Origin of the sequence: Streptomyces sp. NBC_00846 (genome assembly GCF_045207325.1) — a bacterium.
In the GTDB taxonomy this organism is placed as follows: domain Bacteria; phylum Actinomycetota; class Actinomycetes; order Streptomycetales; family Streptomycetaceae; genus Streptomyces.
Genome location: NZ_CP108846.1, coordinates 3,954,407 through 3,979,355, shown reverse-complemented (window position 1 = coordinate 3,979,355; position 24,949 = coordinate 3,954,407). Strand labels below are relative to the sequence as shown.

The 24,949-nt window shown below is 69.1% G+C and carries 24 protein-coding genes and 4 tRNA genes; 16 read left to right on the top strand and 12 right to left on the bottom strand.

The window, feature by feature from the left end:
* The first annotated feature begins 18 nt into the window (after window positions 1–18).
* Both OG936_RS18360 and OG936_RS18355 read left to right on the top strand, forming a co-directional pair.
* Window positions 19–93 (top strand) — tRNA-Asp (locus tag OG936_RS18360).
* A gap of 147 nt (window positions 94–240) precedes the next feature.
* A complete protein-coding gene (locus OG936_RS18355) occupies window positions 241–558 on the top strand; it encodes a DUF6274 family protein (RefSeq protein WP_406495989.1) in 318 nt (105 codons plus the stop codon).
* 476 nt (window positions 559–1,034) lie between these two features.
* On the opposite strand, the gene bldC is transcribed toward OG936_RS18355, so the two are convergent.
* Window positions 1,035–1,241 (bottom strand): developmental transcriptional regulator BldC, encoded by a 207-nt coding sequence (bldC, locus tag OG936_RS18350; RefSeq protein ID WP_003949541.1) that lies wholly within the window; start codon window positions 1,239–1,241, stop codon window positions 1,035–1,037.
* A 523-nt stretch (window positions 1,242–1,764) separates the two neighbouring features.
* The gene (locus OG936_RS18345; RefSeq protein WP_406495988.1) at window positions 1,765–2,610 is read right to left on the bottom strand and encodes a hypothetical protein; all 846 of its coding nucleotides are present in this window, start codon (window positions 2,608–2,610) and stop codon (window positions 1,765–1,767) included.
* A 176-nt stretch (window positions 2,611–2,786) separates the two neighbouring features.
* On the opposite strand from OG936_RS18345, the gene OG936_RS18340 reads away from it, so the two are divergent.
* Both OG936_RS18340 and OG936_RS18335 read left to right on the top strand, forming a co-directional pair.
* Window positions 2,787–3,884, top strand: a complete 1,098-nt coding sequence (locus OG936_RS18340) for a Leu/Phe/Val dehydrogenase (protein ID WP_406495986.1) — start codon at window positions 2,787–2,789, stop codon at window positions 3,882–3,884.
* 316 nt (window positions 3,885–4,200) lie between these two features.
* Window positions 4,201–4,458, top strand: coding sequence for a DUF3073 domain-containing protein (locus OG936_RS18335; protein WP_406495984.1), 258 nt, complete (start codon window positions 4,201–4,203; stop codon window positions 4,456–4,458).
* Window positions 4,459–4,706: 248 nt separating this feature from the next.
* On the opposite strand, the gene purM is transcribed toward OG936_RS18335, so the two are convergent.
* Both purM and purF read right to left on the bottom strand, forming a co-directional pair.
* Window positions 4,707–5,774: a phosphoribosylformylglycinamidine cyclo-ligase gene (purM, locus tag OG936_RS18330; RefSeq protein WP_383759802.1), complete on the bottom strand. Its 1,068-nt coding sequence runs from the start codon at window positions 5,772–5,774 to the stop codon at window positions 4,707–4,709.
* Between the two features lie 60 nt (window positions 5,775–5,834).
* The gene (gene purF, locus OG936_RS18325; RefSeq protein ID WP_406495982.1) at window positions 5,835–7,361 is read right to left on the bottom strand and encodes an amidophosphoribosyltransferase; all 1,527 of its coding nucleotides are present in this window, start codon (window positions 7,359–7,361) and stop codon (window positions 5,835–5,837) included.
* Window positions 7,362–7,822: 461 nt separating this feature from the next.
* Here purF and OG936_RS18320 point away from each other — a divergent pair, with 461 nt between their 5' ends.
* A complete protein-coding gene (locus tag OG936_RS18320; protein ID WP_406495980.1) occupies window positions 7,823–9,805 on the top strand; it encodes a Tn3 family transposase in 1,983 nt (660 codons plus the stop codon).
* Window positions 9,806–9,876: 71 nt separating this feature from the next.
* On the opposite strand, the gene OG936_RS18315 is transcribed toward OG936_RS18320, so the two are convergent.
* Window positions 9,877–10,065 (bottom strand): hypothetical protein, encoded by a 189-nt coding sequence (locus OG936_RS18315; RefSeq protein WP_406495978.1) that lies wholly within the window; start codon window positions 10,063–10,065, stop codon window positions 9,877–9,879.
* 254 nt (window positions 10,066–10,319) lie between these two features.
* On the opposite strand from OG936_RS18315, the gene OG936_RS18310 reads away from it, so the two are divergent.
* The gene (locus OG936_RS18310; RefSeq protein WP_406495976.1) at window positions 10,320–11,267 is read left to right on the top strand and encodes a hypothetical protein; all 948 of its coding nucleotides are present in this window, start codon (window positions 10,320–10,322) and stop codon (window positions 11,265–11,267) included.
* A gap of 70 nt (window positions 11,268–11,337) precedes the next feature.
* Entirely contained in the window at window positions 11,338–11,580 is a 243-nt protein-coding gene (locus OG936_RS18305) for a hypothetical protein (protein ID WP_406495974.1), read from the top strand.
* A gap of 182 nt (window positions 11,581–11,762) precedes the next feature.
* On the opposite strand, the gene OG936_RS18300 is transcribed toward OG936_RS18305, so the two are convergent.
* A complete protein-coding gene (locus OG936_RS18300; protein ID WP_406495972.1) occupies window positions 11,763–12,563 on the bottom strand; it encodes a sterol carrier family protein in 801 nt (266 codons plus the stop codon).
* Window positions 12,564–12,735: 172 nt separating this feature from the next.
* Window positions 12,736–13,374 carry a TetR/AcrR family transcriptional regulator gene (locus OG936_RS18295; RefSeq protein ID WP_406495970.1) on the bottom strand — a complete coding sequence of 213 codons (639 nt, stop codon included), beginning with the start codon at window positions 13,372–13,374 and terminating at the stop codon, window positions 12,736–12,738.
* Window positions 13,375–13,494: 120 nt separating this feature from the next.
* Here OG936_RS18295 and OG936_RS18290 point away from each other — a divergent pair, with 120 nt between their 5' ends.
* On the top strand, window positions 13,495–13,674 hold the full coding sequence (locus OG936_RS18290; protein WP_406495968.1) for a hypothetical protein: 180 nt from the start codon (window positions 13,495–13,497) through the stop codon (window positions 13,672–13,674).
* A gap of 120 nt (window positions 13,675–13,794) precedes the next feature.
* On the opposite strand, the gene purL is transcribed toward OG936_RS18290, so the two are convergent.
* The 3 genes from purL to purS are packed head-to-tail and all read right to left on the bottom strand — an operon-like array spanning window position 13,795 to window position 16,978.
* A complete protein-coding gene (gene purL, locus OG936_RS18285; protein WP_406495966.1) occupies window positions 13,795–16,044 on the bottom strand; it encodes a phosphoribosylformylglycinamidine synthase subunit PurL in 2,250 nt (749 codons plus the stop codon).
* Window positions 16,041–16,721, bottom strand: coding sequence for a phosphoribosylformylglycinamidine synthase subunit PurQ (gene purQ / locus OG936_RS18280; protein ID WP_406495965.1), 681 nt, complete (start codon window positions 16,719–16,721; stop codon window positions 16,041–16,043). The genes purL and purQ overlap by 4 nt, the downstream gene beginning before the upstream one ends.
* Complete coding sequence (gene purS, locus OG936_RS18275; RefSeq protein ID WP_124720043.1) at window positions 16,718–16,978, bottom strand: phosphoribosylformylglycinamidine synthase subunit PurS; 261 nt, start codon at window positions 16,976–16,978, stop codon at window positions 16,718–16,720. The genes purQ and purS overlap by 4 nt, the downstream gene beginning before the upstream one ends.
* Before the next feature lie 389 nt (window positions 16,979–17,367).
* Between purS and OG936_RS18270 the strand changes: the two genes are divergently transcribed.
* From OG936_RS18270 to OG936_RS18235, 8 genes are all read left to right on the top strand, one after another.
* Complete coding sequence (locus OG936_RS18270; RefSeq protein WP_406495964.1) at window positions 17,368–17,703, top strand: Lsr2 family protein; 336 nt, start codon at window positions 17,368–17,370, stop codon at window positions 17,701–17,703.
* A 199-nt stretch (window positions 17,704–17,902) separates the two neighbouring features.
* A tRNA-Gly gene (locus OG936_RS18265) sits at window positions 17,903–17,974 on the top strand.
* 98 nt (window positions 17,975–18,072) lie between these two features.
* Window positions 18,073–18,145 (top strand) — tRNA-Gly (locus OG936_RS18260).
* A gap of 276 nt (window positions 18,146–18,421) precedes the next feature.
* Entirely contained in the window at window positions 18,422–19,408 is a 987-nt protein-coding gene (locus tag OG936_RS18255; RefSeq protein ID WP_406500497.1) for an ABC transporter ATP-binding protein, read from the top strand.
* A complete protein-coding gene (locus OG936_RS18250; RefSeq protein WP_406495962.1) occupies window positions 19,405–20,175 on the top strand; it encodes an ABC transporter permease in 771 nt (256 codons plus the stop codon). The genes OG936_RS18255 and OG936_RS18250 overlap by 4 nt, the downstream gene beginning before the upstream one ends.
* A gap of 18 nt (window positions 20,176–20,193) precedes the next feature.
* Window positions 20,194–21,492, top strand: coding sequence for a sensor histidine kinase (locus tag OG936_RS18245; protein ID WP_406500495.1), 1,299 nt, complete (start codon window positions 20,194–20,196; stop codon window positions 21,490–21,492).
* Entirely contained in the window at window positions 21,489–22,100 is a 612-nt protein-coding gene (locus OG936_RS18240) for a response regulator (RefSeq protein WP_383966148.1), read from the top strand. Before OG936_RS18245 ends, OG936_RS18240 begins: the two co-directional genes overlap by 4 nt.
* A gap of 22 nt (window positions 22,101–22,122) precedes the next feature.
* Window positions 22,123–22,195 (top strand) — tRNA-Gly (locus OG936_RS18235).
* Between the two features lie 154 nt (window positions 22,196–22,349).
* Here OG936_RS18235 and OG936_RS18230 read toward each other — a convergent pair.
* Together OG936_RS18230 and OG936_RS18225 are read right to left on the bottom strand one after the other, a co-directional pair.
* Entirely contained in the window at window positions 22,350–23,264 is a 915-nt protein-coding gene (locus OG936_RS18230) for a phosphoribosylaminoimidazolesuccinocarboxamide synthase (RefSeq protein ID WP_406495960.1), read from the bottom strand.
* Between the two features lie 213 nt (window positions 23,265–23,477).
* Window positions 23,478–24,941 carry a N,N-dimethylformamidase beta subunit family domain-containing protein gene (locus OG936_RS18225; protein ID WP_406495958.1) on the bottom strand — a complete coding sequence of 488 codons (1,464 nt, stop codon included), beginning with the start codon at window positions 24,939–24,941 and terminating at the stop codon, window positions 23,478–23,480.
* Window positions 24,942–24,949 lie beyond the last annotated feature (8 nt).

Here is a 24,949-nt window from a genome sequence, read left to right as displayed (position 1 = left end):
AGGCAGCCGCGAAAACCTGGTCCTGTGGAGCAGTTTGGAGTGCTCGCCACCCTGTCAAGGTGGAGGCCGCGGGTTCAAATCCCGTCAGGACCGCAGTAACGAAAGCCCGGATCCTTCTGGATCCGGGCTTTCGCGCGTCTTGACTCCGACAACCGCCGGCGAGTAGTCAGACAGCAAGAGCCGCCCCTGTTCCCCCGCGCTCCTGCGCGCGGGGCGGCGGTCCGCCGGGAGGTGGGGCGTATGCCGGCGTCCGTCGGGCACGAGATCCGCGCGCTCCCGCACGCCCATCCGGCCGCCGCTTCCGGCTTCCGTCACCTCGCTCGCCACCACCCGGCCCGCCATCGGCCCCTGCGGCTCACCACGGGGCCTGTGGCGGCCTCTCGGGCCGCTCTCCCGTCCAAGCCGCCGGACCGGCACGCCCGGCGCCAGGACGGGGCCTCGGGGACCTGGAACCAAAGCCCCTCGACCGAGCGACCAAGGGCGGGGCAACCCGCTTCCCGAAGGCGGCGGGCTCGCACTTGGCAAGACTCATGCAGTGTGACGGGAGTCACTGAATAAGTTTCAGGAAGGGGGGACTTTACGCCCGTCCTACAACTAGCGAATTTAATATGTGCAATTGCACTCCGGGGATGGAAGCGTCATGGGACCTTCCGGACCGTCACATCCCGGCTTCCAGGGGGCGGCCGGGAACACTCCCGCACAGACCCGCGCAAGCTCGCACGGCACCCCGCCCGGCTCCCCGCCGGAGCCAACCGGACGCCCGGTTTCCAACGGCGCCGGAACCGCCTCGGAGGGCACGGACGGCGAGGGCCGCGGGACCGTCGGCGGCCCCGGGGACGATCACGGGAATCCCAGGACCGCGAGCGCACAAAAAAGATCGCGCTGGACCCGGCGGAGTCCAGCGCGATCGAATGACGCACCCAGGGCACAGGTATGGCGCCCGTTGGGGCGGGCGCCCGTCATTTGGGGCTATGGGTGGGCAGTGCGGGTTGGGGGACCCGAACTCCCAGTTGTGACGCGGCGACAGGGGTGTGTCAGGCCTCGCTGCGCTGCTGCGGAATACCCGCAAGCAGTGCGCGGACCTCTGCCTCGCGGTACCGGCGATGTCCACCGAGCGTGCGGATGGACGTGAGCTTGCCTGCCTTGGCCCAGCGTGTAACCGTCTTCGGGTCCACGCGGAACATCGTGGCAACCTCAGCCGGGGTCAGCAGCGGCTCGGCATCAGGGGTGCGAGCGGTCATGAGCGGCCTCCTCGGGAGAACCGAACCATCTCGGTTCTTTCCTCTAAATTCTGCACCTTGACCCACGTTGCCCGAAATGGCGGACGCGGGCCGAGTCGGTTATAGGACGAACGGCTTGTCCTCGGCACTACAACTACACCATCCGTCCAGCCACGTCGGCCAAACCGATGGAATTGCCCTCCCAGGTGTTCATCAGCGACGGAAGCCGATGGACCATGCCATAGCGGACAGTCACACCACTGTGACGATCAGTCACAGGACGATCAGGAGTCACCAGACCCCCCATAGTGTGCAATGCAGAGCGATCCGCCCATAGTTGGACGGATGGAGCCCTCCCCGGACTCCTTGTCCTATTTTGGCACGAGGAGTAGGGAAGGGCGCAAGAGCCCCGTTAGTGCTATCCGTCACGCTTGAGGCAAAGGCCCGGTTCAGGACGTAGGTCCTACGACCACCGAGGTAGGCTCCTGCCTCTTCAGCCTCACGTGTCACACGGCGCGCAGGTTCAGATGCGGACGAGACCCTGTCAGTTCGCGAATTGACGGTCTTTCACCGCTCGCCAGCGCTCCGCCAGCCGTCCGTACGCCTCACTCGCCCCTTCGGCGTCGCCGGCCCGCAGCGCTGCGATGCCCTCGGCCACATCGGCGGCCGACCGGTCCCCGGCGAGCTGCTCCGCCGGCAGTGCGTGCACCAGACCGCCGTAGTCCAGTTCGACCAGTGCGCGCGGATGGAACTCCTCCAGCCAGCGCCCCACGTCCACGAGCCCCTCGGTCAGCGGACCCTCGTCCACGGTCTCGCGCAGCGTCTTCAGCGTCCTGGCCAGCCGGCGCCGGGCCTGGACCATCGGCGTCCGGTAACGCAGCACGGGCGGCACACCGTCCTCGCCCGCCGCCGCGTACTCCCGCTCCTCGTCGGAGAAGAGCACGAACCAGCGCACCGGGACCTGCCACACCGAGGAGAGGATCCAGGGCCTGGCGTCCGGATTGCGCTCCGCCCACCGCTCGTGGTCCGCGACCGCCTGCCCGCGCACCACCGGCGGCAGCACCACGTCCAGCACCGGCCCCGGGAACATGTCCATCAGCTCGTCCAGCGCCAGCCAGCCGCGCAGCCTGGTCCGCCACGGACAGACGCACACCACACCGTCGGCCTCGGCGACGAACGCGTCCCCGCTCTCGTGCACCGGCACGACGACCGGCGGCGTGGCCACCAAGTCGGCCAGCGAGCGGCGCAGTTCGTCCTGGGCCGTGGGGATGTGCGAGCGCCCGGCATAGCGGGCCCAGTGGGCGCGTTCGGACTCCGGGAAGGCGGCCAGCGGCTCGTACACCCGGAGGTAGGACGCGTAAGGGACGAGCACCGAAGAGACCACCGACATGCAGCAAATCGTGTCATGCCCGTACTCCGCCGGGGGGTGATCCTCGGCACTGGAACAGATCTACGTTCGCGTAGGACTTACGCTCGTGCCCAGTCGGACCGGCCGTGCCGGCCGGTCCGCGACCCTCCCCACCTTCAGGAGGGTCCTCCGCCGCTTCGTACTTGGGAGTCACCACAGTGACCGATGTGACCGACGGCATCCTGCACACCCTGTTCCACTCGGATCAGGGGGGGCACGAGCAAGTCGTGCTCTGCCAGGACCGTGCCAGCGGACTCAAGGCCGTCATCGCCATCCACTCCACCGCCCTGGGCCCGGCCCTCGGCGGTACCCGCTTCTACCCGTACGCCTCCGAGGAGGAGGCCGTCGCGGACGCGCTGAACCTGTCGCGCGGTATGTCGTACAAGAACGCCATGGCCGGTCTCGACCACGGCGGCGGCAAGGCCGTGATCATCGGCGACTCGGCGCAGATCGAGGGCGACCGACGAACGGAACTGCTGCTGGCCTACGGCCGGTGCGTGGCCTCGCTCGGCGGCCGCTACGTCACGGCCTGCGACGTCGGCACCTATGTCGCCGACATGGACGTCGTCGCCCGCGAGTGCCGCTGGACCACCGGCCGCTCCCCCGAGAACGGCGGTGCCGGCGACTCCTCGGTCCTCACCGCGTTCGGTGTCTTCCAGGGCATGCGGGCCTCCGCCCAGCACCTCTGGGGCGATCCGACACTGCGTGGCCGAAAAGTGGCGGTCGCCGGAGTCGGCAAGGTCGGTCACCACCTGGTCGAGCATCTGCTCTCGGACGGTGCCGAGGTCGTGATCACGGATGTGCGGGACGAGTCCGTGCGCCGCGTCACCGGGCTGCACCCCGAGGTCGCCGTCGCCGCGGACACCGACGCGCTGATCCGTACCGAGGGCCTCGACATCTACGCCCCGTGCGCGCTCGGCGGCGCCCTGAACGACGATTCCGTGTCGGTACTCACCGCCAAGGTGGTGTGCGGCGCGGCCAACAACCAGCTCGCGCACCCCGGCATCGAGAAGGACCTCGCGGACCGGTCGATCCTGTACGCACCCGACTACGTGGTGAACGCGGGCGGTGTCATCCAGGTCGCCGACGAGCTGCACGGCTTCGACTTCGACCGGTGCAAGGCCAAGGCGTCGAAGATCTTCGACACCACGCTGGCCATATTCGCACGTGCGAAGGAAGACGGCATTCCGCCAGCGGCCGCAGCCGACCGGATCGCCGAGCAGCGCATGGCCGAAGCTCGCCGCAACGCGTCGTAACCGACGGTTGCGGAGCCTCACTCGGCGTCCTCGCCGGTCGGCGGCCCGTCCGCTCGCCGGCCGACGAGACAAGACTCACGTCGGTCGGCGGGTCGCACGCCGGGAAGAGGTTAAAATCGCAGTTGACCAGCGAGGACAGGGCTTCTCGCCGGTCCTCTTGCGGGGTGCGTGATGAGGGCGGCGTACCGTATGGCCGCGGAAGCAGGTACCGTTAAAGCCCTACGGGCACGGTCTCTCTACCGAGAGTCCGTCCTGAAACATGAACGCGTGTCAAGACTCTGGGGCCGTCGAGCCCCGTCACCGAGGGGGTCGAGCCATGGGGCGCGGCCGGGCAAAGGCCAAGCAGACCAAGGTCGCCCGTCAGCTGAAGTACAGCACCGGCGGGACTGACCTGTCGCGTCTGGCCAATGAGCTGGGCGCATCGCCTTCGAGTCAGCCACCGAACGCAGAGCCGTTCGAGGACGACGACGAGGAAGATGACCCGTACGCACAGTACGCGGATCTGTACAACGACGACGAGGACGAGGACGAGGACGACAGGTCCGGTCCGTCGTCCAAGCGCCGCGGCGCTTGACCTCGCGCTGACACATCAACCCGGTCCGGGCCCGTCCCGGACCGGGTTCTGTGCTACCCCGATCCGGTTCTTCCGTACTGCTCCGGTCCGCTTTGGTTATGGGCCGAGCTGGGTTTCCGGCGTATGCCGTGCGGCAGGACCCGAGCCGTCCGACGAATGAGGGCAGGGCCTGAAGGATATCTCCCGGATACCTCGCTCGGGTACGGAGAGTACGGAACGGCCACCGGGCGTCCCCGGTGGCCCCGTGACTATCGCGCGTATCCGCCCACCAGCTCCGCGCCCGCGGTGTGTGCACCGCGCTCCGTGATCTCGCCCGCGACCCAGGAGTCGACCCCACGGTCGGCCAGCGTCGTCAAGGCCACGTCCACGGACTCGGCCGGAACGATCGCGATCATGCCGACGCCCATGTTGAGCGTCTTCTCCAGCTCCAGCTGCTCGACCTGACCGGCCTTGCCGACCAGGTCGAAGACCGCGCCGGGCGTCCAGGTGGAACGGTCGACCCGGGCGTGCAGCCCGTCCGGGATGACCCGGGCCAGGTTGTTGGCCAGGCCGCCGCCGGTGACATGGCTGAAGCCGTGCACCTCGGTCGTACGGATCAGGGCCAGGCAGTCCAGCGAGTAGATCTTGGTGGGCTCCAGGAGCTCCTCGCCGAGCGTCCGGCCGAACTCCTCGACCTCGCGGTCCAGCGCCCAGCCGGCCCGGTCGAAGACCACGTGCCGGACGAGCGAGTACCCGTTGGAGTGAAGACCGGACGACGCCATGGCGATCACCGCGTCACCCTTACGGATACGTTCCGGGCCGAGCAGGTGGTCGGCTTCGACCACGCCCGTACCGGCGCCCGCGACATCGAAGTCGTCCGGCCCGAGGAGGCCCGGGTGCTCGGCGGTCTCGCCGCCGACCAGGGCGCAGCCCGCGAGGACACAGCCTTCGGCGATGCCCTTCACGATGGCCGCGACACGCTCGGGGTGCACCTTGCCGACGCAGATGTAGTCCGTCATGAAGAGCGGCTCGGCCCCGCAGACGACCAGGTCGTCGACGACCATGCCGACGAGGTCGTGGCCGATCGTGTCGTACACGCCCATCTTCCGGGCGAGGTCCACCTTCGTGCCGACGCCGTCGGTGGCGGAGGCGAGCAGCGGACGCTCGTAACGCTTGAGTGCCGAGGCGTCGAAGAGTCCGGCGAAACCGCCCAGGCCACCGAGGACCTCGGGGCGACGCGTCTTCTTCACCCACTCCTTCATCAGCTCGACAGCACGGTCGCCGGCCTCGATGTCGACGCCCGCTGCAGCGTAGGAAGCACCTGTTGTCTCAGACATTGCCTGGGATCTTTCGTGTGGAAATACGGGGCTGGTGGCCAGGGGGGTACGGCTGGACCGTCACGGACGACGCAGTGCGTCGGACGCCGCGGTCGCCGCGGGGCCTGCCGCCAGCTCGGTCTCCAGCAACTGCTTGCCGAGCAGCTCCGGGTCCGGCAGCTCCATCGGATACTCGCCGTCGAAGCAGGCCCGGCACAGGTTCGGCTTGGCGATCGTCGTCGCCTCGATCATCGCGTCGAGCGAGATGTACGCGAGCGAGTCGGCGCCCATCGACGTACAGATCTCGTCGACCGACATGCCGTTGGCGATCAGCTCGGCGCGGGTCGCGAAGTCGATGCCGAAGAAGCAGGGCCACTTCACCGGCGGGGACGAGATCCGGATGTGGATCTCGGCGGCCCCGGCCTCGCGGAGCATCCGGACCAGTGCGCGCTGGGTGTTGCCGCGGACGATCGAGTCGTCGACGACCACCAGGCGCTTGCCCTTGATGACTTCCTTGAGCGGGTTCAGCTTGAGGCGGATGCCCAGCTGGCGGATGGTCTGGGACGGCTGGATGAAGGTCCGGCCGACGTAGGCGTTCTTCACCAGGCCGGCGCCGAACGGGATGCCGCTGGCCTCCGCGTAACCGATGGCGGCGGGGGTGCCGGATTCCGGTGTCGCTATGACCAGATCGGCCTCGACGGGGGCCTCGGCGGCCAGCTTGCGGCCCATCTCCACCCGGGAGAGGTAGACGTTGCGCCCGGCGATGTCGGTGTCGGGGCGGGCCAGATAGACGTACTCGAAGACACATCCCTTGGGCTTAGCTTCCGCGAAGCGCGAGGTGCGCAGGCCGTTCTCGTCGATGGCGACGAGTTCGCCCGGCTCGATCTCGCGGACGAAGCTGGCACCGCAGATGTCGAGGGCGGCGGACTCGGAGGCCACCACCCAGCCACGCTCCAGCCGGCCGAGGACCAGCGGCCGGATGCCCTGCGGGTCACGGGCGGCGTAAAGGGTGTGCTCGTCCATGAAGACCAGCGAGAAGGCGCCTTTCACATCGGGAAGCACCTTAGTGGCGGCCTCCTCGATGGTGAGCGGCTTGCCGTCGTCATCGGTCTGGCCGGCGAGCAGCGCGGTCACCAGATCGGTGTCGTTCGTCGCGGCGGCCTGGGTTGCGCGGCCGTCCTTGCGGGGAAGGTCGGCGACCATCTCGGCGAGCTGGGCCGTATTGACCAGGTTGCCGTTGTGACCCAGGGCGATCGAGCCGTGCGCGGTCGCACGGAACGTCGGCTGCGCGTTCTCCCACACCGAGGCACCGGTGGTGGAGTAGCGGGCATGACCGACCGCGATATGGCCCTGGAGAGATCCCAGAGACGTTTCGTCGAAGACTTGCGAGACCAGTCCCATGTCCTTGAAGACCAGGATCTGGGACCCATTGCTCACAGCAATACCCGCGGACTCCTGTCCACGGTGCTGCAGGGCATACAGTCCGAAATAGGTGAGCTTGGCGACCTCTTCACCCGGAGCCCAGACACCGAAGACGCCGCAAGCGTCCTGGGGGCCTTTCTCTCCGGGGAGCAGGTCGTGGTTGAGTCGTCCATCACCACGGGGCACGCCACCGAGTGTAGGCGAGATCGACCACTGGTCCGAATTCGGGATACCGGGCCCGAGCGCCGGGGAAGCGCTCCCACGAGTGGTTCGGGGACCGTTCCGGACGGTCACTCGGAGTGATCACTTCCGGGGTGTGGCGAGGCTCGGGACGGGACACGGCACGGGGTGCGGAACGGCCACAGGGCGGTCGACGCCCGGGCCAGCGGCCACATACCGATGGGTTCCGGCCACTCGGGGCGCGGCGGTCGCCGGGGTCCTGTGGTGGCGCTCGGTGAACCGGTCGGCGTCCCGACGCGGAGTCCGGCCGAACGTCCGTTTCGTGGTGAGCCTCACACCGGGGAGCCCGGTATGCGGCTTCTCCGGGCGCTCCGCAATGCCGCCGCCGGGCCGGTTCGGGAGGCCACCACCCGTCGACCCGTCGGCGGGGCCACCCGTCGGCCTTCCGGCCGGGCAGCGCATCCGAGGTGGGGACTCTGCTGCGCGGGAAGATCGGCATGTCCCGGCTGCGGGCCGCGCACGCCGGGGCCACCGTGCGGCTGCCCAAGGACCACGGGCACCTGGCACTCCTGGAAGGCTCCTACACCTACATCCGCCAGTTCGCGCCGAAGGCGCTTCAGGCGGTGCGGTTCAAAGGCGGCACCGAGGCGAAGCCGCTGATCGAGGCCCTGGAGATCCTGCGGGAGCTGAACGCCACCGGCACCCGAAACGTGCCCAGTAACGCGCCGACGCTGTTCGTGCCGACCCGGTGGCAGGGCTACCTCGACGAGGCCGCGGCCAAGGGCGACGCGACCGCGTACCGGCACTACTGGGAGCTGTGCACCCTGCTCGCACTGCGCGACGGCCTGCGCTCGGGCGACGTGTTCGTGCCGGGCTCGCGCCGCTACGACAACCCGGCCGTCTACCTGTTCAAGCCCGCCCAGTGGGAGACGCACCGGGCCGAGTTCTGCCGCCTGGTCGGCAAGAGCACAGACGCCTCACAGGCCCTGCCGCTGGTGATCGACGAACTGGATGAGGCCCTCACCGACCTGGAGGAAGTCCTGGGGCGCGGCGACGGGCCGGTCCGGCTGAACGACGACGGGGAGCTGGTCATCTCCCCACTGACGGTGGAGGACATCCCCACCGAGGCCGAGGACCTGCACGCCGAGCTGGAGCGGATGCTGCCGAACGTGCCGATCGCCTCACTGCTGGTGGAGATGGACCGGCACACCGGTTTCCTGGACTGCTTCGTCCACGCCGGCGGCAAGCAGGCCCGTTCCCCACAGCTCAAAAGGAATCTGATCGCCTGCCTGATCGGGCTCTCCACGAATCTCGGGCTGCACGGGATGGCCGCGTCCTGCGGCATCCCCTACGACGTGCTGGCGTGGACGGCGGAGTGGTACATCCGCGAGGAGACGCTGCGCGAGGCAAACATCTGCCTGGCCAACTACCACCACAAACTGCCGGTGACGGCCATGTTCGGCTCCGGCACCCTGTCCTCTTCCGACGGACAGCGGTTCCCCACCCGGGGCAAGTCGATCACCGCCCGGCACCTGAACAAGTACTTCGTGTCCGAGGGCATCTCCACCTGCACCCACGTCTCCGACCAGCACTCCACGTTCGGCACCAAGGTCATCGTGGCCACGCACCGCGAGGCCCACTATGTGCTGGACGAGATCCTGGGCAACGCCACCGACCTGCCGATCACCGAGCACGCCACCGACACGCACGGCGTCACCCTGGTCAACTTCGGCCTGTTCGACCTGGTCGGCAAGCAGCTCTCCCCTCGCATCCGCGACCTGGGCAAGATCACCCTGTACCGGATGGGCGCCAAGGCCGACTACGAGGAGCGGTTCCCGAAGGCGGGACCGCTGCTGACGAAGAAGGCCAACCTCGACCTGGTCGCCGACCACTGGGACGACCTGCTCCGCCTGGCCGGGTCGCTGAAATACGGGCACGCCACCGCCTCCCTGATCGTCGGCAAGCTCTCCGCCTCCTCCCGGCAGAACGCGCTGGCCGCCGCGCTCAAGGAGTACGGGGCGATCAGGAGGACGATCTACGCGGCGAAGTACCTGTCGGACGAGAGCTACCGGCGCAAAATCGCCCGGCAGCTGAACAAGGGCGAGTCCCTGCACGCCCTGCGCCGCCAGCTCCACTACGCCCGCGAGGGCAAGGTCACCCGTCGTCAGCCCGAGCAGCAGAACGAGCAGGCATGGTGTCTGACCGTCGTGACGAACGCGGTCATCTGCTGGCACACCGAGTACATGGGCCTGGCCGTCGGCGAACTGCGCGGCGCCGGCCGCGAAGTGGACGCCGATGTCCTGGCGCACATCTCTCCAGCCCGCAGCTCGGTGGTCAACTACTACGGCTCCATCACCGTCGACTACGAGCACGAACTGGCCCAGCTCGACGACCAGGGCCACCGTCCGCTGCGGACCGCAGGCACGGACGATCCCGGAGCCGGACTGTAGCGGCCCGCTCGCGAGGGCAGGCCGAAGGCGGTCACCAGCGAGAGCCCGTGGAGCCGGCGGGCTGCTTCTCCTCACGTCAGCTGTTCGGCATCGACGCGGGAGAGGACCAGGTCGGTCATCTCGGTGACCGGCCCTCGCCAGCGCACCGGCGGGACCGGCTTGCGCAGGGCGGCGGGGTAGCTGGCCGGGTCGTAGTCGTTGGCGAGCCAGACGTGGAATCTGTGCTCGCTCGGTGTCCGCGAGGATCTGGGGCAACGCATTCCAGGGGCTCGATTCAGCTAACTCGCCTTGCTTCTCAGTAAGTTGACTTAGAGGAGGCCGCCTCCGGTCTTAGCATGTACACAGCCGACTCATGGGGGAAACGATGGATCCAACGGAGCTCGTGTCACAGACCGTGCGAGTAGTAACAGAGTTTGCCGGGGGCGCAGCCACCGCGGCGGCCACCGGAGTCGGGCAGGCCGTTTCCGACCTCGTACGGCAGCGGCTCAGCGGTACGCCATCGGGACAGGCGGCCTTGGCAGCTGTGGACGCGCAGCCTGATGACCCGGCTGCCGTCGCAGGGCTGCACAACGAGCTCAACGCCGGGGTCGCGGCCGACCAGGACTTTGCCGCCGCGTTGACTGCGGCCCTTGCTCCGGTCCTTGCCGGGCCGCTGCCCGAGGAGCCGCCCATGCAGACCATCCAGAACAGTGTGGTGATCGACGGTGGGTCGCGGGTGCGCGGCAACACCATTTCGCTCGGGCCGGTGACCTTCAACAACACTCCTGCGGGACGCACCGCCTTCGGTGCGATCTGCGTCGCGCTGGCGACCTTGGTGGCGCTCTTGGTCTACGGCAGTATCCAAGCCCTGGACGGTGACTCTCCAGGCTCCCAGGCCAGAGGCGGGTCGGAGCCGGGGCAGGGTCAACAGAAGACCGGGACCGACAGCAACGAAACGGGCAACGACACAGCAGGCATCGGCAATGCGGACCGCGCGATGCCACTCGCCGATGCAGAGGCCGTCCGCAACGTACTGCCGGACGCGACAAGCCTGCCGTCGGGCTGGACCGAGAGCTCAGCACCCACCGCAGACGTCTCCTCGCAGGGTGACGGCTCCACCTTCGAAGGCGAGGCCGAGTATCTGGGGCGCTACAGCATGGAGACCCAGTTCCTGGTTCGCTCCTACCCGAACGAGGACACGGCACAGACGGCCTTCGACGCGCTAACCTCCAAGGCGCGGAAGGAAGGAGCGAGTTCACTGACCATGGCGCAGATCGGGGACCAGGTCGCAGCGTTCTCGATCTCGACGAGCCAGGGAGACGCCTACGTCACCCACACCACCCGCAGCACCGTGGTCCGCACCGGAACGGTCCTCACCAGCGTCGTCGGCAACGACAACGAGAGCCGCAGCTACAGCAGCGCAGACCTCGAAAGCCTCACCCGACTCCTCTCCGACCGCGCCCGAACGGCCCAGACGGGCTGACAACCCGGCCCGCCCTGAGACCGACCCGTTCAGAAGCCATCCGGACCGCGTGTGGTGTTACTGCTCCGACATGGCGGAGGCGGAGTGGCAGGTCCGGCCGGGTTTTCAGAGCTTCGAGATCATCTCACGGTCCCTTTTGGCCTACCAGTTCTGGCGTCCTCCCCGGCCGGCCCGTACCGGCCGGCCGGGCGCCACGGAGTACAACGACCGTTCCCGGCCCCGGTGCCAGCACCCAGCCCCGGCCACCGTCATGCGCATGCTGCGCGAGCACGACGAGCAGACAGCCACGGCCCCTCTGGAGCCCACGGCCTGACCTGCGACTCAGTCCTTAGCGTTGTTTTTTTCGGCGAGAACTACTGGGACCCCGTGACGGCGACGGAGTCACCGGGTCCGTACCGCAAGTGGTCGGAGCGAGGAGGGCCACGGACGGCTCCTACGGCCATACGCTGATTCCGCATGGCCCTGCGACGGTCCGGGCGGCCGTCCGGTTCCCCCTCAGCCCATGAGGGGCAGCAGAGCGGCGAGATCGGCCCGCTCTCCGCTGGCGTCGACCTTCGCGGCGTCGAGCGCCTGCGCCCACCCGGTACGCCCGGTGGCGAGCCGGATCCAGGTGAGCGGATCGGTCTCGACGACATTGGGTGGCGTACCGCGGGTGTGTTTGGGGCCCTGCACGCACTGGACGACGGCGAACGGCGGGACGCGCACCTCGACCGAGCCGCCCGGCGCCTTCTCCGCGAGGGCGTCGGCGAGCAGCCGGGTGCAGGCGGCGAGTGCCTGCCGGTCGTACGAGATGTCGAGGCCGGCCGCCTCGTTCAGATCGTCGGTGTGCACGACGAGTTCGACGGTACGGGTGACGAGGAAGTCGGCCAGCCGCATCACCCCGACCCGCGTCGGCAGCAGCCGTTCGGCACCGGCGCCGGACACCAGTTCGTCGAACCGTCCGGCCACCTCCCCGTACAGCGCGTCCAGGTCGGGGCGGTCCGCGGCGAGCGCCCTGGTGTCGTCCGCGATGCGCGCCGCCCGGCCCGCGGTCGAGAACGGCCACTCCAGGAGCGTCAGATCCGGCTTCGCCGAGACGGGTTCCGGCAGTTCCAGGTTCCGGGTGACGGTCGAGAGCGCCATGGTCAGATGTGCGGCCAGTTCGCGCACGGTCCATTCCCCGAGCCGGGTCGGCAGCGCGAGCTGTCCGGGCGTCAGAGTGCGGACGGCTTCCCGGACATGGGCGAACTGTGCAAGGACCGCGCTGCGGGTCCTGACCGGGTCGTAGCGGCGGGCACGTTTCTGGGACGGCGGCATGCCCGGGAGCCTACGGCCTGTCCCAGGGGGCCCGGGGCCTGACGGGGATGCCGGTCCTGTCCGGGAGCCCGAAGCCCGTCGGGGGGCCCGAGGCCCGTCCGGCGGGTCAAGGCCCCTCTGGCCTGTCCGGGCCGGACGGACAGGCGCCGGGTCCGGCCCGCCCGGCGGCCTCTCAGGATCGGGTCGCGAAGTCGCCCAGCCCGTTGGTGAGCAGGCCGAAGCCGCGCTCGGCGAGCGCGACGGCATCCGGCGCGATCGCGCCCGCCGGCTCCCCCGCCAGCAGCCGCAGCTGGTTCGCGTGGATGAGGGCGTTGCGGGTACAGATCAGCTGAGCGGCGGCGATCCGGGCAATAAACGGCTCCTCCCCCTCCTCGACCAGGGCTTCGGCGAGCAGGTCGAAGGAGCGCATGGAGAACGCGTGGGCCCGGGTCAGCAGCGCCGGGGTCTCCTGGATCAGCCGGCACACCCCGAGCACCACCGGCACGTCGCTCATTCCGACCGAGGGGTCACGGCTTTCGACGGCGGCCAGGAACTGAGCGCGGACGGCGGCCAGGACGGACTGTCCGGAGGCCCTGTCCCGTACCACCCGCGCGACATCGCCGACGTGCTCCTCCATCGGAGCGAGGACCAGGTCCTCCTTGCCGGCGAAGTAGTTGAAGACAGTCATCTTCGAGACTTCGGCCGCCTCGGCGATCTCGGCGACCGAGACCTTGTCGAAGCCTCGCTCGGCGAAGAGCTCGGTGGCCGCGGCCAGCAGACGGCCTCGCGTCTGGAGCTTCTTGCGCTCGCGCAGACTCATCCCCTCAATCATGATATCACTGTACCAGGATGAATGTTGATCCAAGCCTATTTTTTGACTCACTACATGTTATTGGGTCATGGTGGTGCCCCACCACAGCGGCACCACGCCGCTCGGGAGGGGAGGCCCGTGATGCCCACAGCCATGACCGACCGTCAGCGCGTCATCGGCTTCGTGCTCCGCATCGCCACGATCCTGCTGGCCGTGCTCGACACGAACATCGCTTCGTCGGCGATGGATGCCTTCGTCGCCTCGACGGACGTCGCCTTCTGGTCCGCGACCGGAGTGATACTCCTGGCCACCGGCCACTAGCCATCAGCCATCAGCCATCAGCCATCAGCCGGAAATACACGCGCATGCGGCTCCCGAACGAGGACGGCCCCGCCCGGGAAAATGAACCGGGCGGGGCCGTCCTCGTCAGGGACCGGTGCGTCAGGCCAGCAGAGCCGGAATGGTCGCCTCGTGCGCCGCGCGCAGCTCGCTCAGCGCAATGCTGAACTCGCCCTGGATCTCGATCTCTTCGCCGTCCACGACACCGATGCGGGTGACGGGCAGACCCCGCGCCCCGCACATGTCGTTGAAGCGAAGCTCCTCACTCCGCGGAACGGAGACGACCGCGCGCCCCGCCGACTCGGAGAAGAGGAAGGTGAACGCGTCCAGACCGTCCGGCACGACCAGCCGGGCACCCTTCCCGCCGCGCAGGCAGGACTCGGTGACCGCCTGGATCAGGCCGCCGTCGGAGAGGTCGTGCGCCGCGTCGATCATGCCGTCGCGGGAGGCCGAGATCAGGATCTCGCCGAGCAGCTTCTCGCGGCCCAGGTCGACCTTGGGCGGCATGCCCCCCAGGTGGCCGTGAACGACCTCGGACCAGGCCGAGCCGCCGAACTCCTCACGCGTGTCGCCCAGCAGGTAGAGGAGCTGGCCCTCTTCCGCGAAGGCGACCGGCGTACGCCGGGTGACATCGTCGATCACACCGAGCACGGCCACGACCGGGGTCGGGTGGATCGCCGTCTCACCGGTCTGGTTGTACAGCGACACATTGCCGCCGGTGACCGGGGTGCCCAGCTCCAGGCAGCCGTCCGCCAGGCCACGGGTGGCCTCGGCGAACTGCCACATGACGTCCGGGTCCTCGGGCGAACCGAAGTTCAGGCAGTCCGAGATCGCGAGCGGCTTGGCGCCGGAGGCGGCGACATTGCGGTACGACTCCGCCAGCGCGAGCTGCGCACCGGTGTACGGGTCGAGCTTGGCGTACCGGCCGTTGCCGTCGGTCGCCATGGCCACGCCCAGGTTCGACTTCTCGTCGATCCGGACCATGCCGGCGTCCTCCGGCATCGCGAGCACGGTGTTGCCCTGCACGAACCGGTCGTACTGGTCCGTGATCCAGGACTTCGACGCCTGGTTCGGCGAGGCGACCAGCTGGAGGACCTGCTCACGCAGCTCGGCGCCGTTCGCCGGGCGGGCCAGCTTGCCCGCGTCGTCGGCCTGCAGCGCGTCCTGCCAGGACGGGCGGGCGAACGGGCGGTGGTACGTCGGGCCCTCGTGCGCGACGGACCGCGGCGGTACGTCCACGATCTGCTCGCCGTGCCAGAAGATCTCCAGCTGGGAGCCCTCGGTCACCTCACCGATGACGGTGGCGATGACGTCCCACTTCTCGCAGATCTCCAGGAAGCGCCCGACGTGCTGCGGCTCGACGATCGCGCACATGCGCTCCTGCGACTCGCTCATGAGGATTTCCTCGGGCGAGAGGGAGGAGTCGCGCAGCGGCACGGTGTCCAGCTCGACGCGCATACCGCCGGAGCCCGCGGAGGCCAGCTCGGACGTGGCGCAGGACAGGCCCGCACCACCGAGGTCCTGGATGCCCGCGACGAGCTTCTCCTTGAAGATCTCCAGGGTGCACTCGATGAGGAGCTTCTCCTGGAACGGGTCGCCCACCTGGACGGCCGGACGCTTCGCGGGACCGGTCGACTCGAAGGTCTCCGAGGCCAGCACCGAGACGCCGCCGATGCCGTCGCCGCCGGTGCGGGCGCCGTAAAGGATCACCTTGTTGCCGGGGCCGGAGGCCTTGGCCAGGTGGATGTCCTCGTGCTTCATCACGCCGATGCAGCCGGCGTTGACCAGCGGGTTGCCCTGGTAGCAGGCGTCGAAGACGACCTCGCCGCCGATGTTCGGCAGGCCCAGGCAGTTGCCGTAACCACCGATGCCCGCGACGACGCCGGGCAGGACCCGCTTGGTGTCGGGGTGGTCGGCCGCGCCGAAGCGCAACGGGTCGACGACCGCGACCGGGCGGGCACCCATGGCGAGGATGTCGCGGACGATGCCGCCGACGCCGGTCGCCGCGCCCTGGTAGGGCTCGATGTACGAGGGGTGGTTGTGCGACTCGACCTTGAAGGTGACCGCGTAACCCTGACCGACGTCGACCACACCGGCGTTCTCGCCGATGCCGACGAGCATCGCGTCGTTGGCGGGAACCTTCTCGCCGAACTGCTTGAGGTGGACCTTGCTGCTCTTGTACGAGCAGTGCTCGGACCACATCACGGAGTACATGGCGAGCTCGGCGCCGGTGGGACGGCGGCCCAGGATCTCGCGGATCCGGGTGTACTCGTCCTCCTTGAGGCCGAGCTCCTTCCAGGGCTGCTCGACATCCGGGGTCTCGGCCGCGTGCTTGACCGTATCCAGGCTCATGCGTTGACCAGCTTCTTGATGATCGAGGTGAAGAAACCGAGACCGTCGGTGCGACCGGTTCCGATCAGCGGCTCGACGGCGTGCTCCGGGTGCGGCATCAGACCGACGACGTTGCCCGCGGCGTTGGTGATGCCGGCGATGTCGCGGAGCGAGCCGTTGGGGTTCACGTCCAGGTAGCGGAAGGCGACGCGGCCCTCCGCCTCCAGCTCGTCGAGGACGCGCTCGTCGGCGACGTAACGCCCGTCCATGTTCTTGAGCGGTACGGAGATCTCCTGGCCGGCGGAGTAGTCCGAGGTCCAGGCGGTCTCCGCGTTCTCGACGCGGAGCTTCTGGTCGCGGCAGATGAAGTGCAGGTGGTTGTTCTGCAGCATCGCGCCGGGCAGCAGGTGCGCCTCGGTCAGGATCTGGAAGCCGTTGCAGATGCCGAGGACCGGCATCCCCGCCCGCGCGTTCTCAATGATCGTCTCCATGACCGGCGAGAAGCGGGAGATGGCTCCGGCCCGCAGATAGTCGCCGTAGGAGAAGCCGCCCGCCAGGATGACCGCGTCGACCTGGTGCAGGTCCTTGTCGCGGTGCCACAGCGATACGGGTTCGGCGCCCGCGACCCGTACGGCCCTCAGACTGTCCCTGTCGTCGAGCGTGCCGGGAAAGGTGACGACTCCGATACGAGCGGTCACTTCGGCTCCTCGGCCTTCTCCACCTTCACGGTGAAGTCCTCGATGACGGTGTTGGCGAGGAAAGTCTCGGCCATCTCGTGAATACGACCGAGGGCGGCGTCGTCGACCGGACCCTCGACCTCCAGCTCGAAACGCTTTCCCTGACGTACGTCCGCGATTCCCTCGAAGCCGAGACGGGGCAGTGCGCGCTGCACCGCCTGTCCCTGCGGGTCGAGGATCTCGGGCTTGAGCATGACGTCGACTACGACGCGTGCCACTGGCACTCCCGGTGGTGGTGTGGTGCGGCTGTTTCTCCGGGGGGCTCCCCAGACCCCCGCAGGTCCCCCTCAGCCTACCTGGCCAGAATTTCTACGCGGGTAGATATGGAGAACCGTCACTCACGCCCGGATATCGACGTGACAACACATGGGGAAAGTCCTGCAAAAAAATCCTCACCGATGACACACATAGAGACTGACACGCGGAGTTAATTGGATGGACTTCACAATGCGGCACCCACCGCTGTACAAATGATTACCGGGGAATGCAGAATTACCCTAATCGGTCGACGCCGGCCGACCCGCATCCCCCACATCCGCCCGACAGCCGGAAGGCCGGCATCAGCGCATGTCAGACGCGCCGATGCCGTAGGAAAGGACCGATATCCGTGGCTCAGCGCGTGGTGGTCACCCTCTTCGACGACATCGATGGGGGAGCAGCGACGGAAACGGTCACCTTCTCCCTGGACGGGAAGTCGTACGAGATCGACCTCAGCCAGTCCAACGCAAAGAAACTGCGCAAGATTCTGGCGCCGTACATCACGGCGGGCCGAAAGCAGACAAATGCCAGTAAGCATGGCAGGACTCCCGCCTCGTACCGGCACACCTCGCTCGCGCCCGACCCGGCGGCCGTGCGCGCCTGGGCCCGCTCGCACGGGATGGAGGTGCCGGCCCGCGGCCGGATCCCCAAGAAGGTCTACGAGGCGTTCAACGAAGCCAGTTGAGGCCCCGCCCCCGGGGCAGGCCGCTCGGACAGTCCCCCGCGCGGGTCGCCACGACCGGGCACCGGGACGATCTTCGGGCGCTCCCGCGCACCCCTCGACGACACCGCGCGGCCACCGACTTGCGCTACACCCCCGCAGGTCGGCTAAAGTCTGGAGCACGCCGAGGGGCAAGGCCGCAAAGCCGAACCTCACGCAGCGTGCGGGTGTAGTTCAGTAGTAGAACATCCCCCTTCCAGGGGGAAGGCGCAGTGTGCAATTCCTGTCACCCGCTCTGCATCGCTCTTATCGACCACTCCGGTGAATCGGGTAGAGTGGTGCTCGCACCGCTCGAAAGATCCCCTTACAGGGAGTACAATCGGCGGCAGCAATGCGGACGTGGCTCAGTTGGTAGAGCATCACCTTGCCAAGGTGAGGGTCGCGAGTTCGAATCTCGTCGTCCGCTCTTGATCGTTTTGTTCGAAGGCCCTGGTCGATATCGACCAGGGCCTTCGTCGTATTCCCTGGTTCGTGGCTCGGCCTCATGACCCATGACGTTTGTCATGAGCAGTGGTGACAGCTCGCACTGCTCGCGGCGACGATCCGACGGAAATCTGTAGGCATGACGAGCGACGACATTCCCAGCAACCGTGCGGGCGGCGCCACGGCGGACATCACAGCCGGCTTCATGACCCCGGATTCCGCGGCCACTCCCTCCGTGCCCCCCGCCGTGGCCGATTCCATGGCCGATTCCGTGATGGATTCCGTGATGGACCCCGTGATCGAGGCCGACGGGGTTCGGCGGCGCTATGCCGGTGGCTTCGAGGCCGTGGCCGGCGTCTCCTTCTCGGTGGCGCGCGGTGAACTCTTCGCCCTGCTCGGTACGAACGGCGCCGGAAAGACCTCCACCGTCGAACTGCTGGAGGGCCTGGCGCGGCCCGACGCCGGCACGGTGCGGGTGCTCGGACACGACCCGTACCGCGCGCGTGCCGCCGTCCGACCCCGGATCGGGGTGATGCTCCAGGAGGGCGGCTTCCCGTCCGAGCTGACCGTCACCGAGACCGTACGCATGTGGGCGGGGTGCACGAGTGGCGCCCGGCCGACCGGTGAGGCGCTGGACCTGGTCGGGCTCTCCCATCGGGCGCGCGTACGGGTCAAGCAGCTCTCCGGCGGCGAGCGGCGCCGCCTCGACCTCGCGCTGGCCCTGCTCGGCCGGCCCGAGGTGCTGTTCCTCGACGAGCCGACCACCGGACTCGACGCCGAAGGACGGCGCGACACCTGGGAGTTGGTACGGGAGCTGCGCGACGACGGCATCACCGTCCTGCTCACCACGCACTACCTGGAGGAGGCCGAGACGCTCGCCGACCGGCTGGCGATCATGCACCGGGGGCGGATCGTGACGGCGGGCACCACCGCCGAGGTGACGGCGGCCCGCCCCGCCCGCATCCGGTTCGAGCTGCCCGAAGGGGTCCCGGCGGCGCGGCTTCCGCTGTCGCTGCGGGCGGCCGCCGAGGGTCGCGGCGTCGAGATCCGTACCCACCACCTGCAGGAGTCGCTGGGTGAGCTGCTGTTCTGGGCACGGGAGTCGGACGTGACGCTGCTCGGGCTCGATGCCCGGTCGGCCTCGCTCGAAGAGGCGTTTCTCGATATCGCGCAGAGCGCGTCGGAGCCGGAGTCGGCGCCCGGGCCGGAGTCGGCGCCCGAGTCCGGGAGGGTGGCTGTCGCATGACGAGCACAACGATGCCCGGGCGGCTGAACGCTCTCGGACGGGCCGAACTGACCCTGCTCGCCCGGAACAGGACCGCGGTCTTCGTCGCGCTGCTGGTGCCCCTGGCGATGGTCGTGGCGATGAAATCGACGCTGGAGCAGGTCGATCTGGGCGGGACCGGGCTGACCGTGGCCGGGGCCGCGCTCAGCGGCGGCATCGGCATGGTGCTGATGCAGGTCGTGTACATGAACCTGGTCGCCGCGTATGTGGCGCGGCGCGAGGACCTGGTCCTGAAGCGGCTGCGTACCGGAGAGATCACCGACCGGGAGATCCTCGCCGGGACCGCGCTGCCGTCGGTCGCGCTGGCGCTGGCGCAGACCGTGCTGGTGGTGCTGGCCGGCGGGGCCGTGTTCGGCCTCGGTGCGCCCGAACGGCCCGAACTGCTCGTCGCGGGGCTGCTGTTGGGTGTGGTGCTGCTGACGGCGCTGGCCGCGGCCACCTCCGCGGTGACCCGGACCGTACAGACGGCACAGATCACCACACTGCCGCTGTTCCTCGTCTCGATGATGGGCTCGGGGCTCTTCGTACCGCTGGAGATCCTGCCGGACCGGGTGGCGTCCGTGTGCGAACTGCTGCCGGTGACCGGGGTGATGACGCTCGTACGGGCGGGCTGGCTCGGCGGGGCCGACGCGCACGGCCTGATCGGGGCCGGACTGACCGCGCTGGCCTGGACGGTGCTCGCGGTGTTTGCTGTGCAGCGGTGGTTCCGCTGGGAACCTCGACGCTGAGGGGGATGTGCCGTGTGGGTGCGGGTACGGGGCTGGCGCCGCGGCTGGCAGGAACGCAGCAAACTGGAGCGGATCGACCTCTATTCGCGGCTTACCGTCTCGATGATCCCCTGGATCTTCACCCTGTCGTGGGATCTGGCGCCCTTCGGCACGGACATCCGCCACGCGCCGCTTCCGCTGGCGCTGGGCTCGGCACTGCTCCTGGTCGGCCTCGCGCAGTGTGTGCTGAGCAACCGGAACGTGCAGCCGTCGTACACGCACTACCTCGGCGCCTCCGTCTTTCCCCCACGGCGGCTGCTGGCACCCCTGGTGCTGATGCTGCTGGGTCTGGGGCTGCTGGCGACCCTGGCCGGCGTGGACGGGGTCACCGGCGACGGGCTGCTCCTGATGGCCATGAACGCGCCGATACCGTTCGTGATCACGCAGGTTCTGCTCGTCCCGGTCCGCGCCTTCCTGGTCCGGTCGCTGGCCCTCACCGCGCTGACCACCGGCGTCCTCGCCGCGGTGGGGGTGCGGGGCGGCACACTGGCCGGAGTGGTGCCGACCACATTGTTCGGGTGTCTGCTGGTGCTGATCTCCGTACGGCCCAGTGTCTGGAGTCTGAGCGTGATGTGGCAGGCCGAGGAGGCCCGGGACCTGCAGGCCCGGCTGGCGGTCGCCGAGGAGCGGCTGCGGTTCGGCCGCGACATGCACGACGTACTGGGCCGGAATCTGGCCGTGATCGCGCTGAAGAGCGAGCTGGCGGTGGAGCTGGCCCAGCGCGGCAAACCGGCGGCGGTGGACCAGATGGTCGAGGTGATGCGCATCGCCCGCACCTCCCAGCAGGAGGTGCGCGATGTCGTACGGGGATACCGGGAGGCCGATCTGCGTACCGAACTCCTGGGCGCGCAGGGGGTGTTGCGGGCGGCCGGGATCGAGTGCGAGGTGGCGGGCGACGGCGGCGACGCGTTGCCCGCGCCCGTCCAGTCGGCGCTCGGCTGGGTGGTGCGGGAGGCGGCGACCAATGTGCTGCGCCACGGCGATCCGCGGCGGTGCACGATCCGGCTCCGCACCTCGGCGGACGCGGTGGTGCTGGACGTGGCGAACGACGGGGCGCCGCGGGCGGACGCCGCGCCGACCGGCGCCCCGCCCGGCTCGGGTCTGGCCGGCCTCCGGGAGCGGCTCGACGTACTGGACGGCGCGCTGGACGGCGCGCTGGAGACGGACTCGGCCGGAAACGGATGGTTCAGGCTGACGGCCACCGTCCCGCTGCCGGGTACGCGTCCGGTTCGTCCCGCGTTCCGGTCCGCCCCGGCGCCCCTGGAGGAGACGCGATGACGGCTGTACGGGTGCTGCTCGCCGACGACGAGCATCTGATCCGCGGCGCGCTGGCCGCGCTGCTCGCCCTGGAGGACGACCTCGTGGTGGTCGCGGAGGCGGCGACCGGCCCGGAGGCGCTGGCCATGGCGCGGGCCCACCGCCCCGATGTGGCGGTCCTCGATCTGGAGATGCCGGGCGCCGACGGTGTGAGTGTCGCCACATCCCTGCGTGCGGAACTGCCCGGCTGCCGGACGATGATCGTGACGAGTCACGGTCGGCCGGGCCATCTGAAACGGGCACTCGCGGCGGGCGTGCGGGCCTTCGTGCCGAAGACCGTCAGCGCCCGGCAGCTGGCCGGGATCATCCGTACCGTTCATGCCGGAAACCGTTATGTGGACCCGGAGTTGGCGGCCGACGCGATCTCCGCCGGGGACTCGCCGCTGACCGCGCGCGAGGCGGAGGTGCTGGAGCTGGCGGCCGACGGGGCGCCGGTCGCGGAGATCGCGGAGCGGGCGTCACTGTCGCAGGGAACCGTACGGAACTACCTCTCGGCGGCCGCCTCGAAGCTCGGGGCGGAGAACAGACATGCGGCGGTGCGTCTCGCACGCGAGCGGGGATGGGTATAGTGGTTCTCGCGCTTCGGCGCTTGCGGACGTAGCTCAGTTGGTAGAGCGCAACCTTGCCAAGGTTGAGGTCGCCAGTTCGAACCTGGTCGTCCGCTCGGTTCAGCAAGAAGCCCCCGGCCTTTCGGCTGGGGGCTTCTTCGTTCGCCGAGCCGCTGCTTCTCAGGTTTCCCGAGCCGCTTACGACCTCACCGCGATAGAGAGCGGAGCAGCACGGCGTCGGGAGCCCGCTCTCCAGCGCGGGTGAGGTCGTTACTGCCAGGGCGTGCCGGTGAGGTGTTCGTACGCCTCCAGGTACTTCGCCCGGGTCGCGTCCACGATCTCCTGGGGCAGCGCCGGGGGCGGCTGCTCGCTCCGGCGGTCCCAGCCGGAGGCCGGTGAGGTCAGCCAGTCGCGCACGAACTGCTTGTCGTAACTGGGCTGGGCCCTGCCCGGCTGCCAGGTGGCAGCGGGCCAGAAGCGCGAGGAGTCCGGGGTCAGCACCTCGTCCGCGATGATCAGCTCCTCGCCGCCGTCGGCGGTGGGGGCGAAACCGAACTCGAACTTCGTGTCGGCGAGGATGATCCCGCGCTCACGTGCGATGTCACGGGCCCTGCTGTACACGTCCAGCGTGGTGCCGCGCAGCCGGTCAGCGGTCTCCTCGCCGACCTGGCGGGCCACCTCCTGGTAGCTCACGTTCTCGTCGTGGTCTCCGACGGCCGCCTTGGTGGCGGGGGTGAAGATCGGCGCCGGGAGCTCGGAGCCGTCGACGAGGCCCTCGGGCAGCGCGAGGCCGCAGACGGTGCGGGACTCGTTGTACTCCGCGAGGCCCGAACCGGTGAGGTAGCCGCGGGCGACGCACTCGACCGGAACCATCCGCAGCGACTTGCAGATCAGGGTGCGGCCGGCCCAGTCCGCGGGGGCTCCGGCGGGGAGCTCCGTGGACAGGACGTGGTTCGGTACGAGATCGCTGAGCTGGTCGAACCACCACAGCGAGAGCCGGGTGAGCACCCGGCCCTTGTCCGGGATCTCGGTGGGCAGGACCCAGTCGTACGCGGACATGCGGTCGCTGGCGACCATGACGAGGTCACCGGCCTCGTTCCGGTACAGGTCGCGCACCTTGCCGGTGTGGAGGTGGGTGAGCCCCGGGACCTGCACTGGCTCGGGCTTTTCTACAAATCCGGACACGCTGCCTCCGCGTAGGTTGATCCAGGAGTGGTTCCGATTCTCCCGTATCGGGGTGCGGTGGGGTGGAGCGGGGCGTCCGTGGAGCGTCCGTGCCGCGTCCGTGACGCCGGGTGCGGTGCGTGCCACGGCCTCGGAGAGGTGCCGGGCGTGGGCCGAGGAGGCGTTCCGGAGCCGGGCCGCGGAGATGTTCCGGGCATGGGCCGCGGAGGCGTTTCAGTCGCGCTTGCAGATGCGGTCGAGGAGGTTGGCGGTGGCGCGCTGGATGCGGGGGTCCACATGGCCGGGGCGGTCCAGGGCCGGAGACCAGGCGAAAGTCCCGGAGGCGAAGACGAGGGCGCCGGACGGGGCCCGGTACAGGGACGTTTCCTGGTGGCGCTTGACTCCTTCGCTGTCGAGGTACGGGGAGTGGGCGAGCAGGATGCGGTTCTCGTGCTCGGGGAGCGCGGTGCGCGGGAAGTAGCGGTCGGCCTCGCCCGCGACCAGGCCGTCGATCTCGTCGCCCTCGCCGGCGCCCGTCGCGTCCCACAGCCAGTGTTCGGCGTTCCGTACGACCAGTGGGTGCGGATCGGGGACCCGGCCCGCGTACTGGATGCCGAGGAGTTGCTGCTCGGGGCGGTCGATCTCGCGCCAGAGCGCGGGCTTTCCCGGGCCGCGTCGCTTGCGGCAGGTGAGCAGCCGGTCCGGGACGCCGGACGGCGACGGGGAGAGGCTGACCTGCCAGTACATGGTGTTGGCGGAGAGGAAGACGAGCGAGGTGCCGCTGTCGCGGGCGAGTTCGGCGGTACGGCGCATGGGCACCGACCAGTACTCGTCGTGGCCGGGGAAGACGAGGCCCCGGTAGCGGCTCGGGTCGATCCGGCCCGCGTGCAGATCGCGGGTGTCGGCGTACGCGATGTCATAGCCGTAACGCTCGGCCCAGCGGATGAAGTCATAGGCATGACCGACGTGGAGCGGCAGGCCGGCGCCCGCGTACGGACGGTCGAAGGAGACCGTGACCGCCGCGTCCTCCTCGCCCAGGAGGCGGCCCTGCTCGTCCCAGGCGTGGTAGAGGCTGGCACCGGTGCGGCCGTCCTCCGGGTAGAGGTTGTACGCCTGCCAGGTGATGTCGGGCAGGACCAGCAGCAGATCGGCCGGGTGCGCGTCGCGGACGGTGAACGGGATGTGGGAGCGGTATCCATCGACCGTCGTGAGCACCGCGACGTAGGCGCCGATCGACCAGTACGAGGGGATCTGCAGCCGCCAGGACTGCCACCAGTGGTGGCAGGAGACCGTGCGGTCGGCAGTGAGCGGGGCCGGCTGGACGATGCCGGAGAGCCGGGGACTCGTGGTGATCTGGGCGGCGCCGTCGCCCCCGTAGTGACCAATGCGGTAGACGTCCACCGAGAACTGCTGGGGCGGGTCGACCGTGACGTGGAAGTCGATCGCCTCGCCGGGGGCCGCGGCGCCCGTGGAGATGAAGCCCTTGATCTGACGGTGCACGTCGTCGGCGGTGTGCGTACCGCCGTCGGTCGAGCCGCGGGCCAGCGTGGGGTCCGCGTACCAGGGGACGACATGGCCGGTGTCGTCGAAGTAGTTCTCACTGCCGCGCAGCCAGGGGAGGGGGCCCTGACCGAAGGGATCGGAGACGGCATGTGCGAGGGCACCCGACTCCCATCGGCGAATCTGCTCCGCCCCCATATCGCTTC

Excerpts from the sequence above, each read along its gene's own strand:
- OG936_RS18355 (WP_406495989.1), top strand. The coding sequence starts at position 241 with ATGCCGGCGTCCGTCGGGCACGAGATCCGCGCGCTCCCGCACGCCCAT.
- bldC (WP_003949541.1), bottom strand. The coding sequence starts at position 1,241 with ATGACCGCTCGCACCCCTGATGCCGAGCCGCTGCTGACCCCGGCTGAG.
- OG936_RS18345 (WP_406495988.1), bottom strand. The coding sequence starts at position 2,610 with ATGTCGGTGGTCTCTTCGGTGCTCGTCCCTTACGCGTCCTACCTCCGG.
- OG936_RS18335 (WP_406495984.1), top strand. The coding sequence starts at position 4,201 with ATGGGGCGCGGCCGGGCAAAGGCCAAGCAGACCAAGGTCGCCCGTCAG.
- purM (WP_383759802.1), bottom strand. The coding sequence starts at position 5,774 with ATGTCTGAGACAACAGGTGCTTCCTACGCTGCAGCGGGCGTCGACATC.
- OG936_RS18315 (WP_406495978.1), bottom strand. The coding sequence starts at position 10,065 with ATGCGTTGCCCCAGATCCTCGCGGACACCGAGCGAGCACAGATTCCAC.
- OG936_RS18305 (WP_406495974.1), top strand. The coding sequence starts at position 11,338 with ATGGCGGAGGCGGAGTGGCAGGTCCGGCCGGGTTTTCAGAGCTTCGAG.
- OG936_RS18300 (WP_406495972.1), bottom strand. The coding sequence starts at position 12,563 with ATGCCGCCGTCCCAGAAACGTGCCCGCCGCTACGACCCGGTCAGGACC.
- OG936_RS18295 (WP_406495970.1), bottom strand. The coding sequence starts at position 13,374 with ATGATTGAGGGGATGAGTCTGCGCGAGCGCAAGAAGCTCCAGACGCGA.
- OG936_RS18290 (WP_406495968.1), top strand. The coding sequence starts at position 13,495 with ATGCCCACAGCCATGACCGACCGTCAGCGCGTCATCGGCTTCGTGCTC.
- purL (WP_406495966.1), bottom strand. The coding sequence starts at position 16,044 with ATGAGCCTGGATACGGTCAAGCACGCGGCCGAGACCCCGGATGTCGAG.
- OG936_RS18255 (WP_406500497.1), top strand. The coding sequence starts at position 18,422 with ATGGCCGATTCCGTGATGGATTCCGTGATGGACCCCGTGATCGAGGCC.
- OG936_RS18250 (WP_406495962.1), top strand. The coding sequence starts at position 19,405 with ATGACGAGCACAACGATGCCCGGGCGGCTGAACGCTCTCGGACGGGCC.
- OG936_RS18240 (WP_383966148.1), top strand. The coding sequence starts at position 21,489 with ATGACGGCTGTACGGGTGCTGCTCGCCGACGACGAGCATCTGATCCGC.
- OG936_RS18225 (WP_406495958.1), bottom strand. The coding sequence starts at position 24,941 with ATGGGGGCGGAGCAGATTCGCCGATGGGAGTCGGGTGCCCTCGCACAT.